This window comes from Paracidovorax citrulli (assembly GCF_900100305.1).
GTDB lineage: Bacteria > Pseudomonadota > Gammaproteobacteria > Burkholderiales > Burkholderiaceae_C > Paracidovorax > Paracidovorax citrulli.
On sequence record NZ_FNEY01000016.1, the window covers coordinates 44,387 to 60,680 of the forward strand.

At 67.8% G+C, this 16,294-nt stretch carries 13 protein-coding genes; 2 read left to right on the top strand and 11 right to left on the bottom strand.

Features of this window, described 5'->3' with window-relative positions:
• Positions 1–24: 24 nt before the first annotated feature.
• The 4 genes from glmM to BLR99_RS12405 all read right to left on the bottom strand — a co-directional run bounded on the left by glmM (position 25) and on the right by BLR99_RS12405 (position 5,228).
• Entirely contained in the window at positions 25–1,359 is a 1,335-nt protein-coding gene (gene glmM, locus BLR99_RS12390; RefSeq protein WP_011795715.1) for a phosphoglucosamine mutase, read from the bottom strand.
• A 78-nt stretch (positions 1,360–1,437) separates the two neighbouring features.
• Entirely contained in the window at positions 1,438–2,316 is an 879-nt protein-coding gene (folP, locus tag BLR99_RS12395; protein ID WP_074687218.1) for a dihydropteroate synthase, read from the bottom strand.
• Positions 2,317–2,431: 115 nt separating this feature from the next.
• The gene (ftsH, locus tag BLR99_RS12400; protein ID WP_011795713.1) at positions 2,432–4,357 is read right to left on the bottom strand and encodes an ATP-dependent zinc metalloprotease FtsH; all 1,926 of its coding nucleotides are present in this window, start codon (positions 4,355–4,357) and stop codon (positions 2,432–2,434) included.
• A gap of 214 nt (positions 4,358–4,571) precedes the next feature.
• The gene (locus BLR99_RS12405; protein ID WP_074687220.1) at positions 4,572–5,228 is read right to left on the bottom strand and encodes an RlmE family RNA methyltransferase; all 657 of its coding nucleotides are present in this window, start codon (positions 5,226–5,228) and stop codon (positions 4,572–4,574) included.
• Between the two features lie 21 nt (positions 5,229–5,249).
• Here BLR99_RS12405 and BLR99_RS12410 point away from each other — a divergent pair, with 21 nt between their 5' ends.
• Positions 5,250–5,726 carry a YhbY family RNA-binding protein gene (locus BLR99_RS12410; RefSeq protein WP_011795711.1) on the top strand — a complete coding sequence of 159 codons (477 nt, stop codon included), beginning with the start codon at positions 5,250–5,252 and terminating at the stop codon, positions 5,724–5,726.
• A gap of 18 nt (positions 5,727–5,744) precedes the next feature.
• A complete protein-coding gene (locus tag BLR99_RS12415; RefSeq protein ID WP_011795710.1) occupies positions 5,745–6,518 on the top strand; it encodes a hypothetical protein in 774 nt (257 codons plus the stop codon).
• Between the two features lie 96 nt (positions 6,519–6,614).
• Here the strand turns inward: BLR99_RS12415 and BLR99_RS12420 are convergent, their stop codons facing one another.
• The 7 genes from BLR99_RS12420 to BLR99_RS12450 all read right to left on the bottom strand — a co-directional run bounded on the left by BLR99_RS12420 (position 6,615) and on the right by BLR99_RS12450 (position 16,125).
• Positions 6,615–7,025, bottom strand: coding sequence for a DUF4149 domain-containing protein (locus BLR99_RS12420; protein WP_011795709.1), 411 nt, complete (start codon positions 7,023–7,025; stop codon positions 6,615–6,617).
• A gap of 32 nt (positions 7,026–7,057) precedes the next feature.
• Positions 7,058–7,534 carry a transcription elongation factor GreA gene (greA, locus tag BLR99_RS12425; protein WP_011795708.1) on the bottom strand — a complete coding sequence of 159 codons (477 nt, stop codon included), beginning with the start codon at positions 7,532–7,534 and terminating at the stop codon, positions 7,058–7,060.
• A gap of 223 nt (positions 7,535–7,757) precedes the next feature.
• Positions 7,758–11,018, bottom strand: coding sequence for a carbamoyl-phosphate synthase large subunit (gene carB, locus BLR99_RS12430; protein WP_017438626.1), 3,261 nt, complete (start codon positions 11,016–11,018; stop codon positions 7,758–7,760).
• A complete protein-coding gene (carA, locus tag BLR99_RS12435; RefSeq protein ID WP_017438627.1) occupies positions 11,011–12,195 on the bottom strand; it encodes a glutamine-hydrolyzing carbamoyl-phosphate synthase small subunit in 1,185 nt (394 codons plus the stop codon). Before carA ends, carB begins: the two co-directional genes overlap by 8 nt.
• A 170-nt stretch (positions 12,196–12,365) precedes the next feature.
• On the bottom strand, positions 12,366–12,941 hold the full coding sequence (locus tag BLR99_RS12440) for an EF-hand domain-containing protein (protein ID WP_011795705.1): 576 nt from the start codon (positions 12,939–12,941) through the stop codon (positions 12,366–12,368).
• 205 nt (positions 12,942–13,146) lie between these two features.
• Positions 13,147–14,610: a D-serine/D-alanine/glycine transporter gene (gene cycA, locus BLR99_RS12445; RefSeq protein ID WP_011795704.1), complete on the bottom strand. Its 1,464-nt coding sequence runs from the start codon at positions 14,608–14,610 to the stop codon at positions 13,147–13,149.
• Between the two features lie 195 nt (positions 14,611–14,805).
• On the bottom strand, positions 14,806–16,125 hold the full coding sequence (locus BLR99_RS12450; RefSeq protein WP_011795703.1) for an ATP-grasp domain-containing protein: 1,320 nt from the start codon (positions 16,123–16,125) through the stop codon (positions 14,806–14,808).
• Between the last annotated feature and the right edge of the window lie 169 nt (positions 16,126–16,294).

Sequence of the window (16,294 nt, forward strand, 5' to 3'; positions counted from 1 at the left end):
CCGGCTCCGCGCCGGGTGGCCTCTTCAACCCGCCCGGGCCGCGTCGGCGAGCTGGTGGGCGAAATGGCTGGCGCGGTCCGCATCCGAGGTCTCGACCATCACGCGCAGCAGCGGTTCGGTCCCGCTGGCCCGCACCAGCACGCGCCCCTGCGTGCCCAGTTCGGCTTCCACCGATTTCAGCGCGTCCTGCAGCACGGTGTTGGCCTTCCAGTCCTGGCCGGGAAGCAGCCGGACGTTGACCAGCACCTGCGGGAAAAGGCGCACGTGCTCCAGCGTGCGCGCCAGGCTGCGGCCGCCGCGCACGCAGGCCTGCAGCACCTGCAGCGCGCTGATCAGGCCGTCGCCCGTGGTGTGCCGGTCCAGCGCCAGCAGGTGGCCGGAGCTCTCGCCGCCCAGCAGCCAGCGGCGGCGGGCCAGTTCCTCCAGCACATAGCGGTCGCCCACCTTGGCACGGACCAGTTCCACGCCGTCGGCCTTGAGCGCGAGCTCCACGGCCATGTTGGTCATCAGGGTGCCCACCACGCCAGGGACGTTTTCCCCCCGCGACAGGCGGTCCGCCGCCAGGAGGTAGAGCAATTCGTCGCCGTTGTAGAGCCGGCCGGCGGCATCCACCATCTGCAGGCGGTCCGCATCGCCGTCCAGCGCCACACCGTAGTCGGCACGGTTGGCGCGCACCGCGCGCACCAGCGCGTCGGGATGGGTGGCGCCCACCTGGTGGTTGATGTTGAGCCCGTCGGGCGAGCAGCCGATGGCCAGCACTTCGGCTCCCAGCTCGTGGAACACTTTGGGCGCGATGTGGTAGGCCGCGCCGTGCGCCGCATCCACCACGATCTTCGTGCCCTTGAGGGTGAGATCCTGGGAAAAAGTGCTCTTGCAGAACTCGATGTAGCGGCCGGCCGCATCCTCCAGGCGCCGGGCCTTGCCGAGGGAGGCCGAATCGGCCCAGGCCGGGGCCTCGTCGAGGGCGGCCTCGACCGCCAGTTCCCATTCATCGGGCAGCTTGGTGCCCTGCGCACTGAAGAACTTGATGCCGTTGTCGGGGTAGGCGTTGTGGCTGGCGCTGATCACCACGCCGAGGCTGGCGCGCTGCGCGCGCGTGAGGTAGGCGACGCCCGGCGTGGGCAGCGGCCCCAGCAGCACCACGTCCACGCCGGCCGAATTGAAGCCGGACTCCAGCGCGCTCTCGAGCATGTAGCCGGAAATGCGCGTGTCCTTGCCGATCAGCACCGTCGGCCTCTCCTCCGTGCGCCGCAGCACCCGTCCCACCGCATGCGCGAGCCTCAGGACGAAATCCGGCGTGATGGGGGCCTGCCCCACGGTTCCACGAATACCGTCCGTACCGAAATATTTGCGAGCCATTGTCATGTTCCTGCTGGTTTCTTCTTGCTTTGCCGGCTTGGCCCCGTGCTTTCCGGCGGGAGCGCGCCGCCAAGGCGGCTATGGCTGCGGCCGCGCCGGCCCGGAAGCACGGCTTGCGCCGGAACCCTCCGATGGTAGCCGGGCCGCGCACCAGATCCTGAGTGCCGCGAACGTCTCCGCGACATCGTGCACGCGCACGATGCGGGCACCCCGCTCTACCGACAGCAGCGCTGCGGCGACGCTGGGCACGAGCCGGTCCTGCACCGGCAGCCCGGTCACCGCACCCAGCGACGACTTGCGAGACCATCCGGCCAGCCAGGCATGGCCGTCCGTGGCCAGTTGCGCCTGCTGCGCCAGCAGCGCGAAATTCTGCTCCACCGTCTTGCCGAACCCGATGCCGGGGTCCAGCACGATGCGATCCCTGGCCACGCCCTGGCCGTGCAGGGCATCGGCCTGGCGACCGAGGAAGGCCTGCACCGCAGCCACCACGTCGCCCTCCATGGGCTGCACCTGCATGGTCTGCGGTTCGCCATGCATGTGCATCAGGCACACCCCGCATGTTCCATGGCGCGCCACTGTTTCCAGGGCACCCGGCTGCCGCAGGGCCCAGATATCGTTGACGATGTCCGCGCCCAGGTCCAGCACCGCCTGCATGACGGCGGGCTTGTAGGTATCCACCGAAATGGGCACGCGCCAGGCCACGGCCTCCTTCACCACCGGCACCACGCGGGCCAGTTCCTCCTCCAGGGGCACCGCCGGGCTGCCGGGGCGGGTGGATTCCCCCCCGATGTCCAGGATGTCCGCGCCGTCCTGCAGCAGGACTTCGGCACGGCGCAGGGCATCCCGCAGCGAAGCATGGCGCCCACCGTCGGAAAAGGAGTCCGGCGTCACATTCAGGATGCCCATGACCTGGGGGCGCGAGAGGTCGATGCGGAAGCGGGATGTCTGCCAGTGCATGGAGGGAGGTCGCCGACGTGGTGGAAGTTCGTGGAAACAAAAGGGAAGCTGCAAACGCAAAAACGGGGCCGAGGCCCCGTTTCAGTGCACTGCCCCGCGGGCAGGCTGCAGCGCCTTACGCCACGGTGGGCGAAGGATCGCTGGACACCGGCGCCGGCGTTCCGCCGCCGGAGGAGTTGTCGCCGCCGGACGACGGCGTGCGGGGCGTCCAGTCCTTGGGAGGACGGGGCGGCTTGCCCGCCATGATGTCGTCCAGCTGCTCGGTGTCGATGGTTTCCCATTCCAGCAGCGCGTTCGCCATGGCGTGCATCTTGTCCTGGTTGTCCTCGATGAGCTTGCGCGCCAGGGCGTACTGTTCGTCGATGATGCGGCGGACTTCACCGTCCACCTTCTCCATCGTCTGCTCGCTCATGTTGTTCGTCTTGGTGACGGAACGGCCGAGGAAGACTTCGCCCTCGTTCTCGGCATAGACCATGGGGCCCAGGGCCTCGGTCATGCCGTAGCGCGTCACCATGTCGCGGGCGATCGAGGTCGCGCGCTCGAAGTCGTTGCTCGCGCCGGTCGTCATCTGGTTCATGAAGACCTCTTCCGCGATACGGCCGCCGAACAGCATGCTGATCTGGTTGAGCATGTACTCGCGGTCGTAGCTGTAGCGGTCCTTCTCGGGCAGGCTCATCGTCACGCCCAGCGCGCGACCACGCGGGATGATGGTGACCTTGTGGACGGGGTCGCACTTGGGCAGCAGCTTGCCGATGAGCGCGTGGCCGGCCTCGTGGTAGGCCGTGTTGCGGCGCTCTTCCTCGGGCATGACCATGCTCTTGCGCTCGGGGCCCATGATGATCTTGTCCTTGGCCTTCTCGAAGTCCTGCATCTCCACCGTGCGTGCGTTGCGGCGGGCGGCCATCAGCGCGGCCTCGTTGCAGAGGTTGGCGAGGTCGGCTCCGGACATGCCGGGCGTGCCGCGGGCAATCACGGCGGCGTTCACGTCCTGGCCCACGGGCACCTTGCGCATGTGGACGTTCAGGATCTGCTCGCGGCCGCGGATGTCCGGCAGCGTGACGTACACCTGGCGGTCGAAGCGGCCGGGGCGCAGCAGCGCGGCGTCCAGGATGTCCGGGCGGTTGGTCGCGGCGACCACGATGACGCCCAGGTTGGTTTCGAAACCATCCATCTCGACCAGCATCTGGTTGAGGGTCTGCTCGCGCTCGTCGTTGCCGCCGCCCAGGCCGGCGCCACGCTGGCGGCCCACCGCGTCGATTTCATCGATGAAGATGATGCAGGGGGCGTTCTTCTTGGCGTTCTCGAACATGTCGCGCACGCGGGCCGCGCCCACGCCGACGAACATCTCGACGAAGTCGGAGCCGGAGATGCTGAAGAACGGCACCTTGGCCTCGCCGGCGATGGACTTGGCCAGCAGCGTCTTGCCGGTGCCGGGAGGGCCGACCAGCAGCAGGCCGCGCGGGATGCGGCCGCCGAGCTTCTGGAACTTCTGCGGATCCTTCAGGAAGTCGACGACCTCCTTGACCTCTTCCTTGGCCTCGTCGCAGCCGGCCACGTCGGCGAAGGTCACGGTGTTGTTGTTCTCGTCGAGCATGCGCGCCTTGCTCTTGCCGAAGCTGAAGGCACCGCCCTTGCCACCGCCCTGCATCTGCCGCATGAAGTACACCCACACGCCGATCAGCAGCAGCATGGGGCCCCAGCTGACCAGAAGGGTCATGAGCAGGGAGCCTTCCTCGCGGGGCTTGACGTCGAACTTGACGTTGTTGTTGATGAGATCGCCGACCAGGCCACGGTCGAGGTAGGTGGCCGTGGTGCGGACCTTGCGGTCGTCATTGGTGGTGGCCACGATCTCCGTGCCACCCTGCCCTTCCTGGATGGTGGCGTTCTTGATGCGGCCGCCACGCACTTCTTCCAGGAACTCCGAATACCCGATGTTGCCGGCGCTGGCGCCCGCACGGGTGTCGAATTGCTTGAACACCGTGAAAAGCACCATGGCGATCACGAGCCACACGGCAATTTTCGAAAACCATTGATTGTTCAAAGCGGGGCTCCAGAATCGAGGGGGAGAACAATGGCCGGATCAGACGCTCACCGGGAGCATGTTCCAGCGCATTTAGGGCGCATTTTAGGCCTTTCAAGGCGAGCGCCACCTTGCCTTTACCCCAACCGCGGCTATGGTCACCATAGCTCGGGCATCCGGCCGGCCCGCCCGCGGCATGGCCGCCTGCACGGGGGCGGGAAAAATTCCCGCAGGGTTATTTGCGCAAACCCATTCCGACGAGAAAGGTTTCCGACGATTTGTCGCGCGATGCCTTGGGCTTCATCGGTTTGACGGTGCGGAAGTGTTCCTTGAAAAGCTGCACCAGCTGGGCATATCCGCTGCCATGGAAGAGTTTCACCACCAGCGCGCCGTCCGGCTTGAGGTGCTGCTGCGCGAAATCCACCGCCAGCTCGATCAGGTGGGCGATGCGCACGGCATCGACCGATTCCACCCCCGACAGGTTGGGCGCCATGTCCGACACCACCACGTCCACCGGCCGCGCCTGCACGGCCTCCTGGAGCCGCGCGAGCACGTCCTCCTCGCGGAAGTCGCCCTGCAGGAAGGTGACGCCCTCGATCGGCTCCATGGGGAGGATGTCGAGCGCGATCAGGGTGCCATTGAGCTGGCCGGTGGCCGCGCCCGCGGGCGCCATGCGCCTGCGCAGGTACTGGCTCCAGGCACCGGGCGCGGAGCCGAGATCGACCACCACCTGCCCCGGGCGAATGAGCCCGAGGGTTTCGTCGATTTCCTTGAGCTTGTAGGCGGCACGTGCGCGGTAGCCCTCTTTCTGGGCGAGCTTGACGTAGGTGTCGTTGACGTGGTCGTGGAGCCACGCCTTGTTCACCTTCTTGCTTTTCGTGTTGGCTTTCATCCTGCCTCGATAATACGGCCCATGCCCCAAATCCAATTGACCCCCGCGGAGCGCCGGGAACACCGCGCCAACGCCCACCACCTGGACCCCGTGGTGATGATCGGCGGCGACGGCCTCACCGCAGCGGTCCAGAAAGAGGTCGATGCCGCGCTGTCGGCCCACGGCCTCATCAAGGTGCGCATTCTCGGCGACGACCGGGCCGCGCGCGAGCAGATCTACCAGCAACTGGCCGACGAACTGAATGCCGCGCCGATCCAGCACATCGGCAAGCTCATCGTGCTCTGGCGCCCTCCGGTGAAGAAGGACAAGGCGATCGACGAAGACCGCATGCCCGGCCCGCGCGACGTGAAGGTCCTCAAGTTCAGCAAGCGCGGCGGCCAGCGGCCGGAAGTGAAGCAGTTGCGCGTGCTCGGCAACCAGCGCCTGACGCCTGGCGGCCAGATCAAGCGCGCCAAGAAACCGAAGCAGACTTCCGTGAAGAAGCGGCAGGCGGATTGATGCAGGGGAACTGACGCGATGGGCACGGACATCGGCGCCGCCCGGGCGCAGGGGCCGGCGCATGCCCCCGGGCGCCACATCCTCTGCATGAAGTGGGGCACGAAGTACGGACCGGAATACGTGAACCGGCTCTACGCCATGGTGCGCCGGCATCTCACGGGCCCGTTCCGCTTCATCTGCCTGACGGACGATTCCCGGGGTATCCGGCAGGAGGTGGAGTGCTTTCCCATTCCCGCTCTCGAGCTGCCTGCGGGCATCCCGGAGCGCGGCTGGACCAAGCTGGCCACCTTCCACCCCGAGCTGTACGGGCTGCGCGGGACGGCACTGTTCCTCGACGTGGACGTGGTGGTGGTCGGCCCGCTGGACGATTTTTTCACCCAGCCGGGCGAATTCGTCATCATCCACGACTACAAGCGCCCCTGGCGGATCACCGGCAATTCGTCCGTCTATCGGTTCGAGATCGGCGCGCACCCGGGCGTGCTGGAATATTTTCGAGAGAACTTCGAGTCGATCCGCGCGCGATTCCGCAACGAACAGGCCTACCTGTCGGATTACCTGCACCGCCAGGGCAAGCTCAGCTACTGGCCCGCGGCCTGGTGCCCGAGCTTCAAGTACCACAGCATCCCGCCCTGGCCCGCCAACTACTGGCGGCCGCCGGCGATTCCAGCCGGTGCGCGCGTGGTGATCTTCCACGGAGAATGCAATCCGCCGGACGCCCTCGCAGGCCGGCGCAACCGCCGGTTCCGCCATATCGAGCCCACGCCCTGGGTGGCGGAGCACTGGCGGGAATGACGCCACGGCAGGGCGAGTCCTTCGGCCGCCCTGCCGCCATGCGAGAGCCGGGAAAAGACACCGGCTGCGGCGGCGCGCCCCCTCTACCGATACGCCCTATCGCGGCGCGCAGGCCCGCCAGAGCACCCGCAGCGCGCACAGCCACTGCAAGGCATACATCACCGTCCCCACGCTGTGCCACAGCTTGAGCTGGGTGCGCGCCACGATGCGCGGCGCCACGCCGTACTGCACGAGCAAGGCCAGCAGCAGGCCGCCGATGATCCAGGGCATCGCCTCCTTCGCCCAGGCCTCCTGCGGCGCGTCGCCCCTGCGCTGCGAGGCCAGGAGCAGGCCCATGCCGCAGGCGGCGGAAACGAAGGTCTGCGCCTCGAACAGCCGGGCCGCCATGTTCCCGGCCATGGCGGGCGTCGGCAGGTGCGCGAACAGCAGGGGCACGGCCAGGAAGCCGATCGCGGAAAGGCTGCCCCACCACAGGGCGGCCAGCAGGGTGGGCAGGCGGTGGCGCATGGCGTGCTCGGCGGCGCGGGCAGCGGTGCCGCTTACTGGTAGCGGACGGCCACGACCTCGTAGCGGCGCAGGCCGCCGGGCGCCTGCACTTCGGCCGTATCGCCCTCTTCCTTGCCGATGAGCGCGCGCGCGATCGGACTGGACACGTTGATCAGGCCCTGCTTGAGGTCCGCCTCGTCCTCGCCCACGATCTGGTAGGTCACCAGGTCGCCGGACTCCTCGTCCTCGAGGTCCACCGTGGCGCCGAACACCACCCTGCCGCCCGCGTCCAGCTGCGCGGGATCGATCACCTGCGCGGCGGACAGCTTGCCCTCCACCTCCTGGATGCGGCCCTCGATGAAGCCCTGGCGGTCCTTGGCGGCCTCGTACTCGGCGTTTTCGCTCAGGTCGCCCTGCGCGCGGGCTTCCGCGATGGCGTTGATGACGGCGGGCCGCTCGACGGTCTTGAGGCGGTGCAGCTCCTCCTTGAGCTTTTCGGCGCCGCGCTTGGTGATGGGAATGGTGGCCATTGAATCAGTCTCCACGTTCAACTCATGCCGCGCGCACGCGCGGCCTACCGGCGCAGCAGACCGCGGACGGGTTTGGCTGCGCCCCAAAAGCAAACCGCCGCGCGTTGCCGCGCGGCGGTCTTGAATAGGTCACCGGCAAATTATGCCGGTTTTTCATGCCCTCCCGCACCTGTACCTGCTGCCGCACGGTGCAGGCCCGTGCGGCACAGGCGTGCGGACTCCGTCACGCGGCGGTCAGTTGCGCATGCAGTTCCTGCACCGAATACACGTCCAGGTTCTGCAGGTGCTTCATGCCTTCCACGGCCGCTTCCGCGCCGAAGATGGTCGTGAACGTGGTCACGCGCGCCAGCAGCGAGCTGGTGCGGATCGCGCGCGAATCGGCGATCGCGTTGCGGCGCTCCTCCACCGTGTTGATGACCATCACGATCTCGTCGTTCTTGATCATGTCCACGATGTGGGGGCGGCCTTCCGTGACCTTGTTGACCACCTTCACCGGCACGCCGGCGTCGGAGATCGCCGCGGCCGTGCCCTTGGTCGCCACCAGGTCGAAGCCCATGGCGGCGAGCTCGCGGGCGATCGCCACGGCGCGCGGCTTGTCGCTGTTCTTCACCGTCAGGAACACCTTGCCCGAGGTGGGCAGCTTGGTGCCTGCGCCGAGCTGGCTCTTGACGAAGGCTTCGCCGAAGGTCTTGCCCACGCCCATCACCTCGCCGGTGGACTTCATCTCGGGGCCGAGGATGGTGTCCACGCCCGGGAACTTCACGAAGGGGAACACCGCCTCCTTCACGCTGAAGTACGGCGGCGTCACCTCTTCGGTGATGCCCTGGGACGCGAGCGACTGGCCGGCCATGCAGCGCGCGGCCACCTTCGCCAGCTGGATGCCCGTGGCCTTGGAGACGAACGGCACCGTGCGCGAGGCGCGGGGGTTCACTTCCAGCACGTAGATCACGTCCTGCCTGGCGCCGTTCTCTTCGCGCTCCTGGATGGCGAACTGCACGTTCATCAGGCCCACCACGTTCAGGCCCTCGGCCATGGCGGCGGTCTGGCGCTTGAGCTCGTCCACCGTCGCCTTGGAGAGGTAGTACGGCGGCAGCGAGCATGCGGAGTCGCCCGAATGCACGCCGGCCTGCTCGATGTGCTCCATCACGCCGCCGATGAACACCTTGCCTTCGGGGTCGCGCAGGCAGTCCACGTCGCACTCGATCGCGTCGTTCAGGAAGCGGTCCAGCAGCACCGGGGAATCGTTGCTCACCTTGACGGCCTCGCGCATGTAGCGCTCGAGGTCGCGCTGCTCGTGCACGATCTCCATCGCGCGGCCACCCAGCACGTAGCTGGGGCGCACCACGAGCGGGTAGCCCAGGGTGGCGGCCTTCTCCAGCGCCTCGGCCTCGGTGCGGGCCGTGGCGTTGGGCGGCTGGCGCAGGCCCAGGTCGCCCAGCAGCTTCTGGAACCGCTCGCGGTCTTCCGCGGCGTCGATCATGTCGGGGCTGGTGCCGATGATCGGCACGCCCTCGGCCTCCAGGCCCAGCGCGAGCTTCAGCGGCGTCTGGCCGCCGTACTGCACGATCACGCCGGTGGGCTTTTCCTTGTCCACGATCTCGAGCACGTCCTCGAGCGTGAGCGGCTCGAAGTACAGGCGGTCCGAGGTGTCGTAGTCGGTGGACACGGTCTCGGGGTTGCAGTTGACCATGATGGTCTCGTAGCCGTCCTCGCGCATGGCGAGCGCGGCGTGCACGCAGCAGTAGTCGAACTCGATGCCCTGGCCGATGCGGTTCGGCCCGCCGCCCAGCACCATGATCTTCTTCTTCGAGGAAGGCGCGGCCTCGCACTCTTCCTCGTAGGTCGAGTACATGTAGGCGGTGTTGGTGGGGAACTCGGCGGCGCAGGTGTCCACGCGCTTGTACACGGGGCGCACGTTCAGCGCGCGGCGCGCCTCGCGCACGGCCTTCTCGTTGGTCTTGAGCAGCTTGGCCAGGCGGCGGTCGGAAAAACCCTTCTTCTTGAGCACGCGCAGCGTGTCGGCGTCCAGCGCGGCCAGCGCGCCCTCGCCCTTCTCTTCGTAGAGCCGGTCGAGCTCGAGCTCGATCTTCACGATCTCCTCGATCTGCACCAGGAACCACTTGTCGATCTTGGTGAGGTCGTGCACCTCGTCCACCGACAGGCCCATGGCGAAGGCATCGCCCACGTACCAGATGCGCTCGGGGCCGGGCTCGCCCAGTTCCTTTTCGAGCAGCTCGCGGTCCTGGGTCTTCTCGTTCATGCCGTCCACGCCGACTTCCAGGCCGCGCAGGGCTTTCTGGAAGGACTCCTGGAAGGTGCGGCCCATGGCCATCACCTCGCCCACGGACTTCATCTGCGTGGTCAGGCGGCTGTCGGCCGCGGGGAACTTCTCGAACGCGAAACGCGGGATCTTGGTCACCACGTAGTCGATCGAGGGTTCGAACGAGGCCGGCGTCGCGCCGCCGGTGATGTCGTTGCGCAACTCGTCGAGCGTATAGCCCACGGCCAGCTTGGCGGCCACCTTGGCGATCGGGAAGCCCGTGGCCTTGGAGGCCAGCGCCGAGGAGCGCGACACGCGCGGGTTCATCTCGATGACGATCATGCGGCCGTCCTTCGGGTTCACCGAGAACTGCACGTTGGAGCCGCCCGTGTCCACGCCGATCTCGCGCAGCACCGCGAGCGAGGCGTTGCGCATGATCTGGTATTCCTTGTCGGTGAGCGTCTGCGCGGGCGCGACCGTGATCGAGTCGCCCGTGTGCACGCCCATCGGGTCCAGGTTCTCGATGGAGCAGACGATGATGCAGTTGTCCTTCTTGTCCCGGACCACTTCCATCTCGTACTCTTTCCAGCCGAGCAGCGATTCCTCGATCAGCAGCTCGTTGGTGGGCGAGGCTTCCAGGCCGCGCTTGCAGATGGTCTCGAACTCTTCCGGGTTGTACGCGATGCCGCCGCCGGTGCCGCCCAGCGTGAAGCTGGGACGGATCACGGTGGGGAAGCCCACGCTGCGCTGCACGGCCCAGGCCTCGTCCATCGAGTGGGCGATGCCGGAGCGGGCGGAGCCCAGGCCGATGCGGGTCATCGCGTCCTTGAACTTCAGGCGGTCCTCGGCCTTGTCGATGGCCTCGGGCGTGGCGCCGATCAGCTCCACCTTGTACTTGTGCAGCACGCCGTTGCGCCACAGGTCGAGCGCGCAGTTGAGCGCGGTCTGGCCGCCCATGGTGGGCAGGATGGCGTCCGGGCGCTCCTTGGCGATGATCTTCTCGACCGTCTGCCAGGTGATGGGCTCGATGTAGGTGACGTCGGCCGTGGCCGGGTCGGTCATGATCGTGGCGGGATTGCTGTTGATCAGGATGACCTTGTAGCCCTCCTCGCGCAGCGCCTTGCAGGCCTGCACGCCGGAGTAGTCGAACTCGCAGGCCTGGCCGATGATGATCGGGCCGGCGCCGATGATGAGGATCGATTTGAGGTCGCTGCGCTTAGGCATTCTTGTTCTCCGTCTTGTGCTTTTCCATCAGCGCCGTGAAGCGGTCGAACAGATAGGCGATGTCGTGCGGGCCGGGCGACGCCTCGGGGTGGCCCTGGAAGCAGAATGCGGGCTGGCTGGTGTGCTCCAGGCCCTGCAGCGTGCCGTCGAACAGGCTCACGTGGGTGGCGCGCAGGCTGGCGGGCAGCGAATCGGCCTCGACGGCGAAGCCGTGGTTCTGGCTGGTGATGCTCACGCGGCCGTTGTCCAGGTCCTTCACGGGATGGTTGGCGCCGTGGTGGCTGTTGTCCATCTTGAAGGTCTTCGCGCCGCTGGCCAGGGCCATGATCTGGTGGCCCAGGCAGATGCCGAAGGTGGGCACGCCGGCGTCGATGATCTGGCGCGTGGCTTCGATGGCGTAGTCGCAGGGCGCCGGGTCGCCGGGGCCGTTGGACAGGAACACGCCGTCCGGGCGCATCGCGAGCACGTCGGCGGCCGGTGTCTTCGCCGGCACCACGGTGAGCTTGCAGCCGCGCTCGGCCAGCATGCGCAGGATGTTCTTCTTCACGCCGTAGTCGTACGCCACCACGTGGAAGCGGGGAGCCTCCTGCCGGCCGTAGCCTTCGCCGAGCTTCCACTCGGTCTGCTCCCAGACGTAGGAAGACGGCGTGCTCACCACCTGGGCGAGGTCCAGCCCCTTCATGCTGGGCGCCGCCTTGGCGGCCGCCAGGGCTTCGTCGATGCGCGCCTGCGTCACCGCCTCGCCGGCCGCCAGGCCCAGGATCGCGCCGTTCTGCGCGCCCTTGTCACGCAGCAGACGGGTGAGCTTGCGGGTGTCGATGTCGGCGATGGCCACCGTGCTCCCACGCACGAGGTATTGCGACAGCGTTTCGGTGCTGCGGAAATTGCTGGCCAGCAGGGGCAGGTCCTTGATGATGAGACCTGCGGCATGGATCTTGTCGGCCTCGACATCCTCCGTATTGACACCGTAGTTGCCGATGTGCGGATACGTCAGCGTGACGATCTGCTGGCAATAGCTGGGGTCGGTGAGGATTTCCTGGTAGCCGGTGATGGCGGTGTTGAACACCACTTCACCGACCGTGGTGCCGGTGGCACCGATCGAGCGACCAATAAAGACCGTGCCGTCTGCGAGCGCCAGGATGGCGGGAGGGAAGGTTCCCTTGAGAGACAAAAGCACTGGGTTCTCCGGATGGTTACGGGTCGCCCGGAGCCCTCGGGATGGACCTGAGGACTGCGCTTTGTGGAAGGATTGCTTTGGTTGCGGCCGGGCGACGTTTTTGCGGGAAAGCCTCCAATTGTAGCCTCACCCGGGTGCCGCGCGGGCCCTCGGGCCATTCCCCGCGGCGTTCAGAGGATGTTGCGCGGGCGCCGGGACATGTCCGCGAACGCGGTGGTCAGCGCGCTGAACTCGTTGGCGCTCACGGTGCCGTCGGCATTGCCCGCGGCGCCGCGGTCGAGCAGCGTCAGGAGGGACTGCGCGAACTCCCCCGAACCCTGCGGGCCCGCCGCCTGCGCGAGGCCCTGGAGGAATTCGTCGCGCGTGATGGTGCCGTCCTTGTCGCCGTCGAAGCCCGCCGTGAGCTGTTCCTTCTGCGCGTCCGTGGCGCCGAAGCGTGTGAGCAGCGCCTGGAAGTCTTCCTTCGGCACGGCGCGGTTGGACGACAGCGCCTGCAGCGCGCCGCCCGCCGATCCGCCCGTGGCCAGCACACCGGCCTGCGTCTGTGCCGTGGACGCCATCACGCCCTGGCCGGCCAGACGGGCGAGGCCGCCCGCATCCTGGCTCAGCGTCACGACCGCCGAGGGGTCGGGCAGAGACGATGTGCCGGCGCCCTTCCCTGCCGAACCGGAGGACGCCCTGGACGAGGAGGCCGCGTTGTACAGCATGGACGCGACGGACGCGAGACCGGAAATGATGGGGGACATGGCCGCAGACTCCTCTGGAATGGCGCCAGCCGCCCCGGGCACCCTGCCCGGAGCGAAGCCGCATGCGCTCCCCGGAAGGTTAAGCAGCCTGCGGCGCGCCGATCCCTGGAAGAAGGCGGAAAGCGCCCGGCTTTTCGGGCCGCGCGGCACGAAGCCGCGCCCCGCATGGACCTGGTGCCGCCGTCCCCTGGAACGCCCCGCCCGGTCAGCGGCTGGAAGCCGGTCCGGGCACCGAGCCCGGGGCCATCCCCGCCTCGGCGTCCAGCACGGCCGCCCGGCGGGAACCGGGGCGCAGCAGGCTGTAGGCCGCCCCCAGCAGCACGAACCAGAGCGGGGTCGCGATGAGCGCCTTGCGCGTGTCCGATTCCAGCGCCAGCAGCCCCAGGATGAACACGAAGAACGCCAGGCAGACCGCGCACATCGCCGCGCCGCCGGGCATCTTGTAGATGGACGCGGCGTGCCGTTCCGGATGGTTGCGCCGGTAGGCGATATAGGACAGCAGGATCAGCGACCAGGTGAACATGAACAGGATGGCCGACACGGTGGTGACCAGGGTGAACGCTTCCACGAGGTCGGGAATCACCCACATCAGCAGGGCACCCGCCAGCAGGCAGGTGCACGAGAACAGCAGGCCGCGCGAGGGCACGCTCTGCTTCGACAGGTGGCGGAAGGCCCGGGGTGCGTCCTCCTTGAGCGCCAGTCCGTAGAGCATGCGGCTGGTGGAGAACACGCCACTGTTGGCGGACGAGGCCGCCGAGGTCAGCACGACGAAGTTGATGACGCCTGCAGCGGCCGGCAGCCCTGCGAGCACGAACAGCTCCACGAACGGGCTCCTGCCGGGCACGACCTCGCGCCATGGCGTGACCGCCATGATGGCGACCAGCGCCAGCACGTAGAAGACGATGATGCGCAAGGGAATGGAGTTGATGGCCCGCGGCAGGCTGCGCTCCGGGTCCTGCGCCTCCGCCGCGGTGGTGCCGACCAGCTCGATGCCCGAGAAGGCGAACACCGCGATCTGGAAGCCCGCGAAGAAGCCCATCAGCCCGTGGGGAAACATGCCGCCGTCGTTCCAGAGGTTGCTCAGGCTGGCCTCGTGCCCCGCCGGGGCGACGAAGTCCGTGCCCACCATGTAGAGGCCGGTGGCCACCAGCGCCACGATGGCGACGATCTTGACCATGGCGAACCAGAATTCGATCTCGCCGAAGAGCTTGACAGTGAGGAGGTTGAGCGAGAGCAGCAGCCCCACGCAGCCCAGGGCCGGCGCCCACTGCGGGATGTGCGGAAACCAGAACTGGGTGTATGCCGATATCGCGATCACGTCGGCGATGCCCGTGACGATCCAGCAGAACCAGTAGGTCCAGCCGGTGAAGAACCCGGCCCAGGGCCCGAGCAGGTCGGCGGAAAAATCGATGAAGGACTTGTAGCGCAGGTCGGAGAGCAGCAGCTCGCCCATGGCGCGCATCACGAAGAACAGCATGAAGCCGATCACCATGTACACGAACACGATGGACGGGCCCGCGAGGCTGATCGTCTTGCCCGAGCCCATGAAAAGGCCGGTGCCGATCGCGCCCCCGATGGCGATGAGCTGGATGTGCCGGTTGGTGAGGTTGCGCTGCAGATGGTCGTGCCCCGCGGGATCGGGTGTCGCGGGCGTGGCCTGAGGTGTCATTCAGGGAACTCCAAAGAAAGAGAGAGGGAAACCGGCCCGCGCGCATCGCCGCGGAAGGCGGAACGAAAGCCGGGCAACGGCCGAAAGAAGCCGCCCGGCAGTTCGGGCGGCGTACGGTTCCGCTGGTCGGAAACTGCGAATCTTAGACCCAAGTCAAGCCGGCCTGCGGCAGCCGGGTCCATGGAGCCTGGTGGCTCATGCGGTGGCGGGCAGCTCGGCCACGGGAGCGGGAGCGGCTTCCGGCACCGCGTGCGGCGCGGCGGATTTCCATTGCACCGCCGCGAAAAGCGACTCCATCCAGGCCTGGGTCTGCGGCGGGGCGGCGGTGGCGACGATGCCTGCCAGCGGCAGTGCATCGGTCCGGTAGGTGACCCTTCCCGGCAGCGGCGCACCTGCCGGGAGTTCGCTCCAGCCGACCACCGCCTCGCTGCGCCGGAACAGGGCAATGCCTTCCAGACCGGGGTGGGCGCTGCAGCCCAGATGGTGCCCGGGCACGGCGAACCAGCCGTGCCAGCACCGCAGCGGATCGGCGGAGCCGGCCTCCCGGGCCAGCGGGGGCACTTCGTTCTCACCCGCTTCGCCGAGCAGCCGGTGCAGCTCCACCGAAGGCAGGTGGATGCCGGTGGCCCGCTCGAACGTGGCGATGCCGTGGGGGACATCGACGGGATGGTCGATCTCCAGGAAAACCAGGTCGCTCCCCTGCTCGATCGCCTCCAGATGGAAACAGCCGTCGCGCATGCCGAGCCCTTCCAGGGCGCGCGCGACCCAATGGCGCATGCGGTCGTCCAGCGGAATGTGCAGGGAGCCGAGCGGCGCCCCGCGGGCATAGTCCAGGCAGGTGTTCAGATAGCGGCTGGCGGCCAGCGCGAAGACCGTGCCGCCGGCGACCACGCCATCGAAGTGCAGGACGGGCCCCTCCACGTATTCCTCCACTTCGAAGTCGCCGCAGGCGTCCACGGCCTGCAGGGCATCCAGGCGGGGAATCCCCGAACAGAAGCCCAGCACGGCGGCACGCGCGGCCGCGGCAGACGGGAACACCGCCACGTCTTCGCTGGCCGCACCGCTGTGCGGCTTGAGCACGGTCTTTCCCTGCCAGGGCAGGCGATCCCGGCACCCGAGGAAGGCCCGCAGGGAAACGAACCGCGGCACCCGCAGCCCTGCCGCGGCGACGGCCTGCTTCATCCAGAGCTTGTTGCGCAGGGCCGCGACCTTATCGGACCGGTCGCCTGGCAAGCCCAGCCATTCGCGCAGGCGGGCGGCCTCGAGGCGTTCGCCCTCGGACAGGGCGACGACCCGGTCGAACACGGCCGAAGGATGGGCCGCCATCCAGGCGCGGGCCTCTTCACAGGCCCCGGCCATGCAGGGGCGCGCGATCCTGCGGCAGCGCAGGCCTTCCGGCAAGGTGCCCAACGCTTCTGCGGGGCCGAAGTAGGTCACGTCGTGCCGGGAGTGATCGATTCCACGGTGGTACTCCACGTGGGGATAGGGGACGGAATGGAAGATGAGAATGTTCATGGAACCGCGATCTCGACAGCCATGGCGCGCGGACGGCGGTACGCCGGCCAGGGAAGAAAGACATCACGGACGCGCGGGCCGCACTCGGCTCACTCGGTGCCAGAAAGCACGATGCCAATGCGCTGCCGATGCGCTGCGCGCAACCCCGGCAGCATCCGCCCGGGATCGC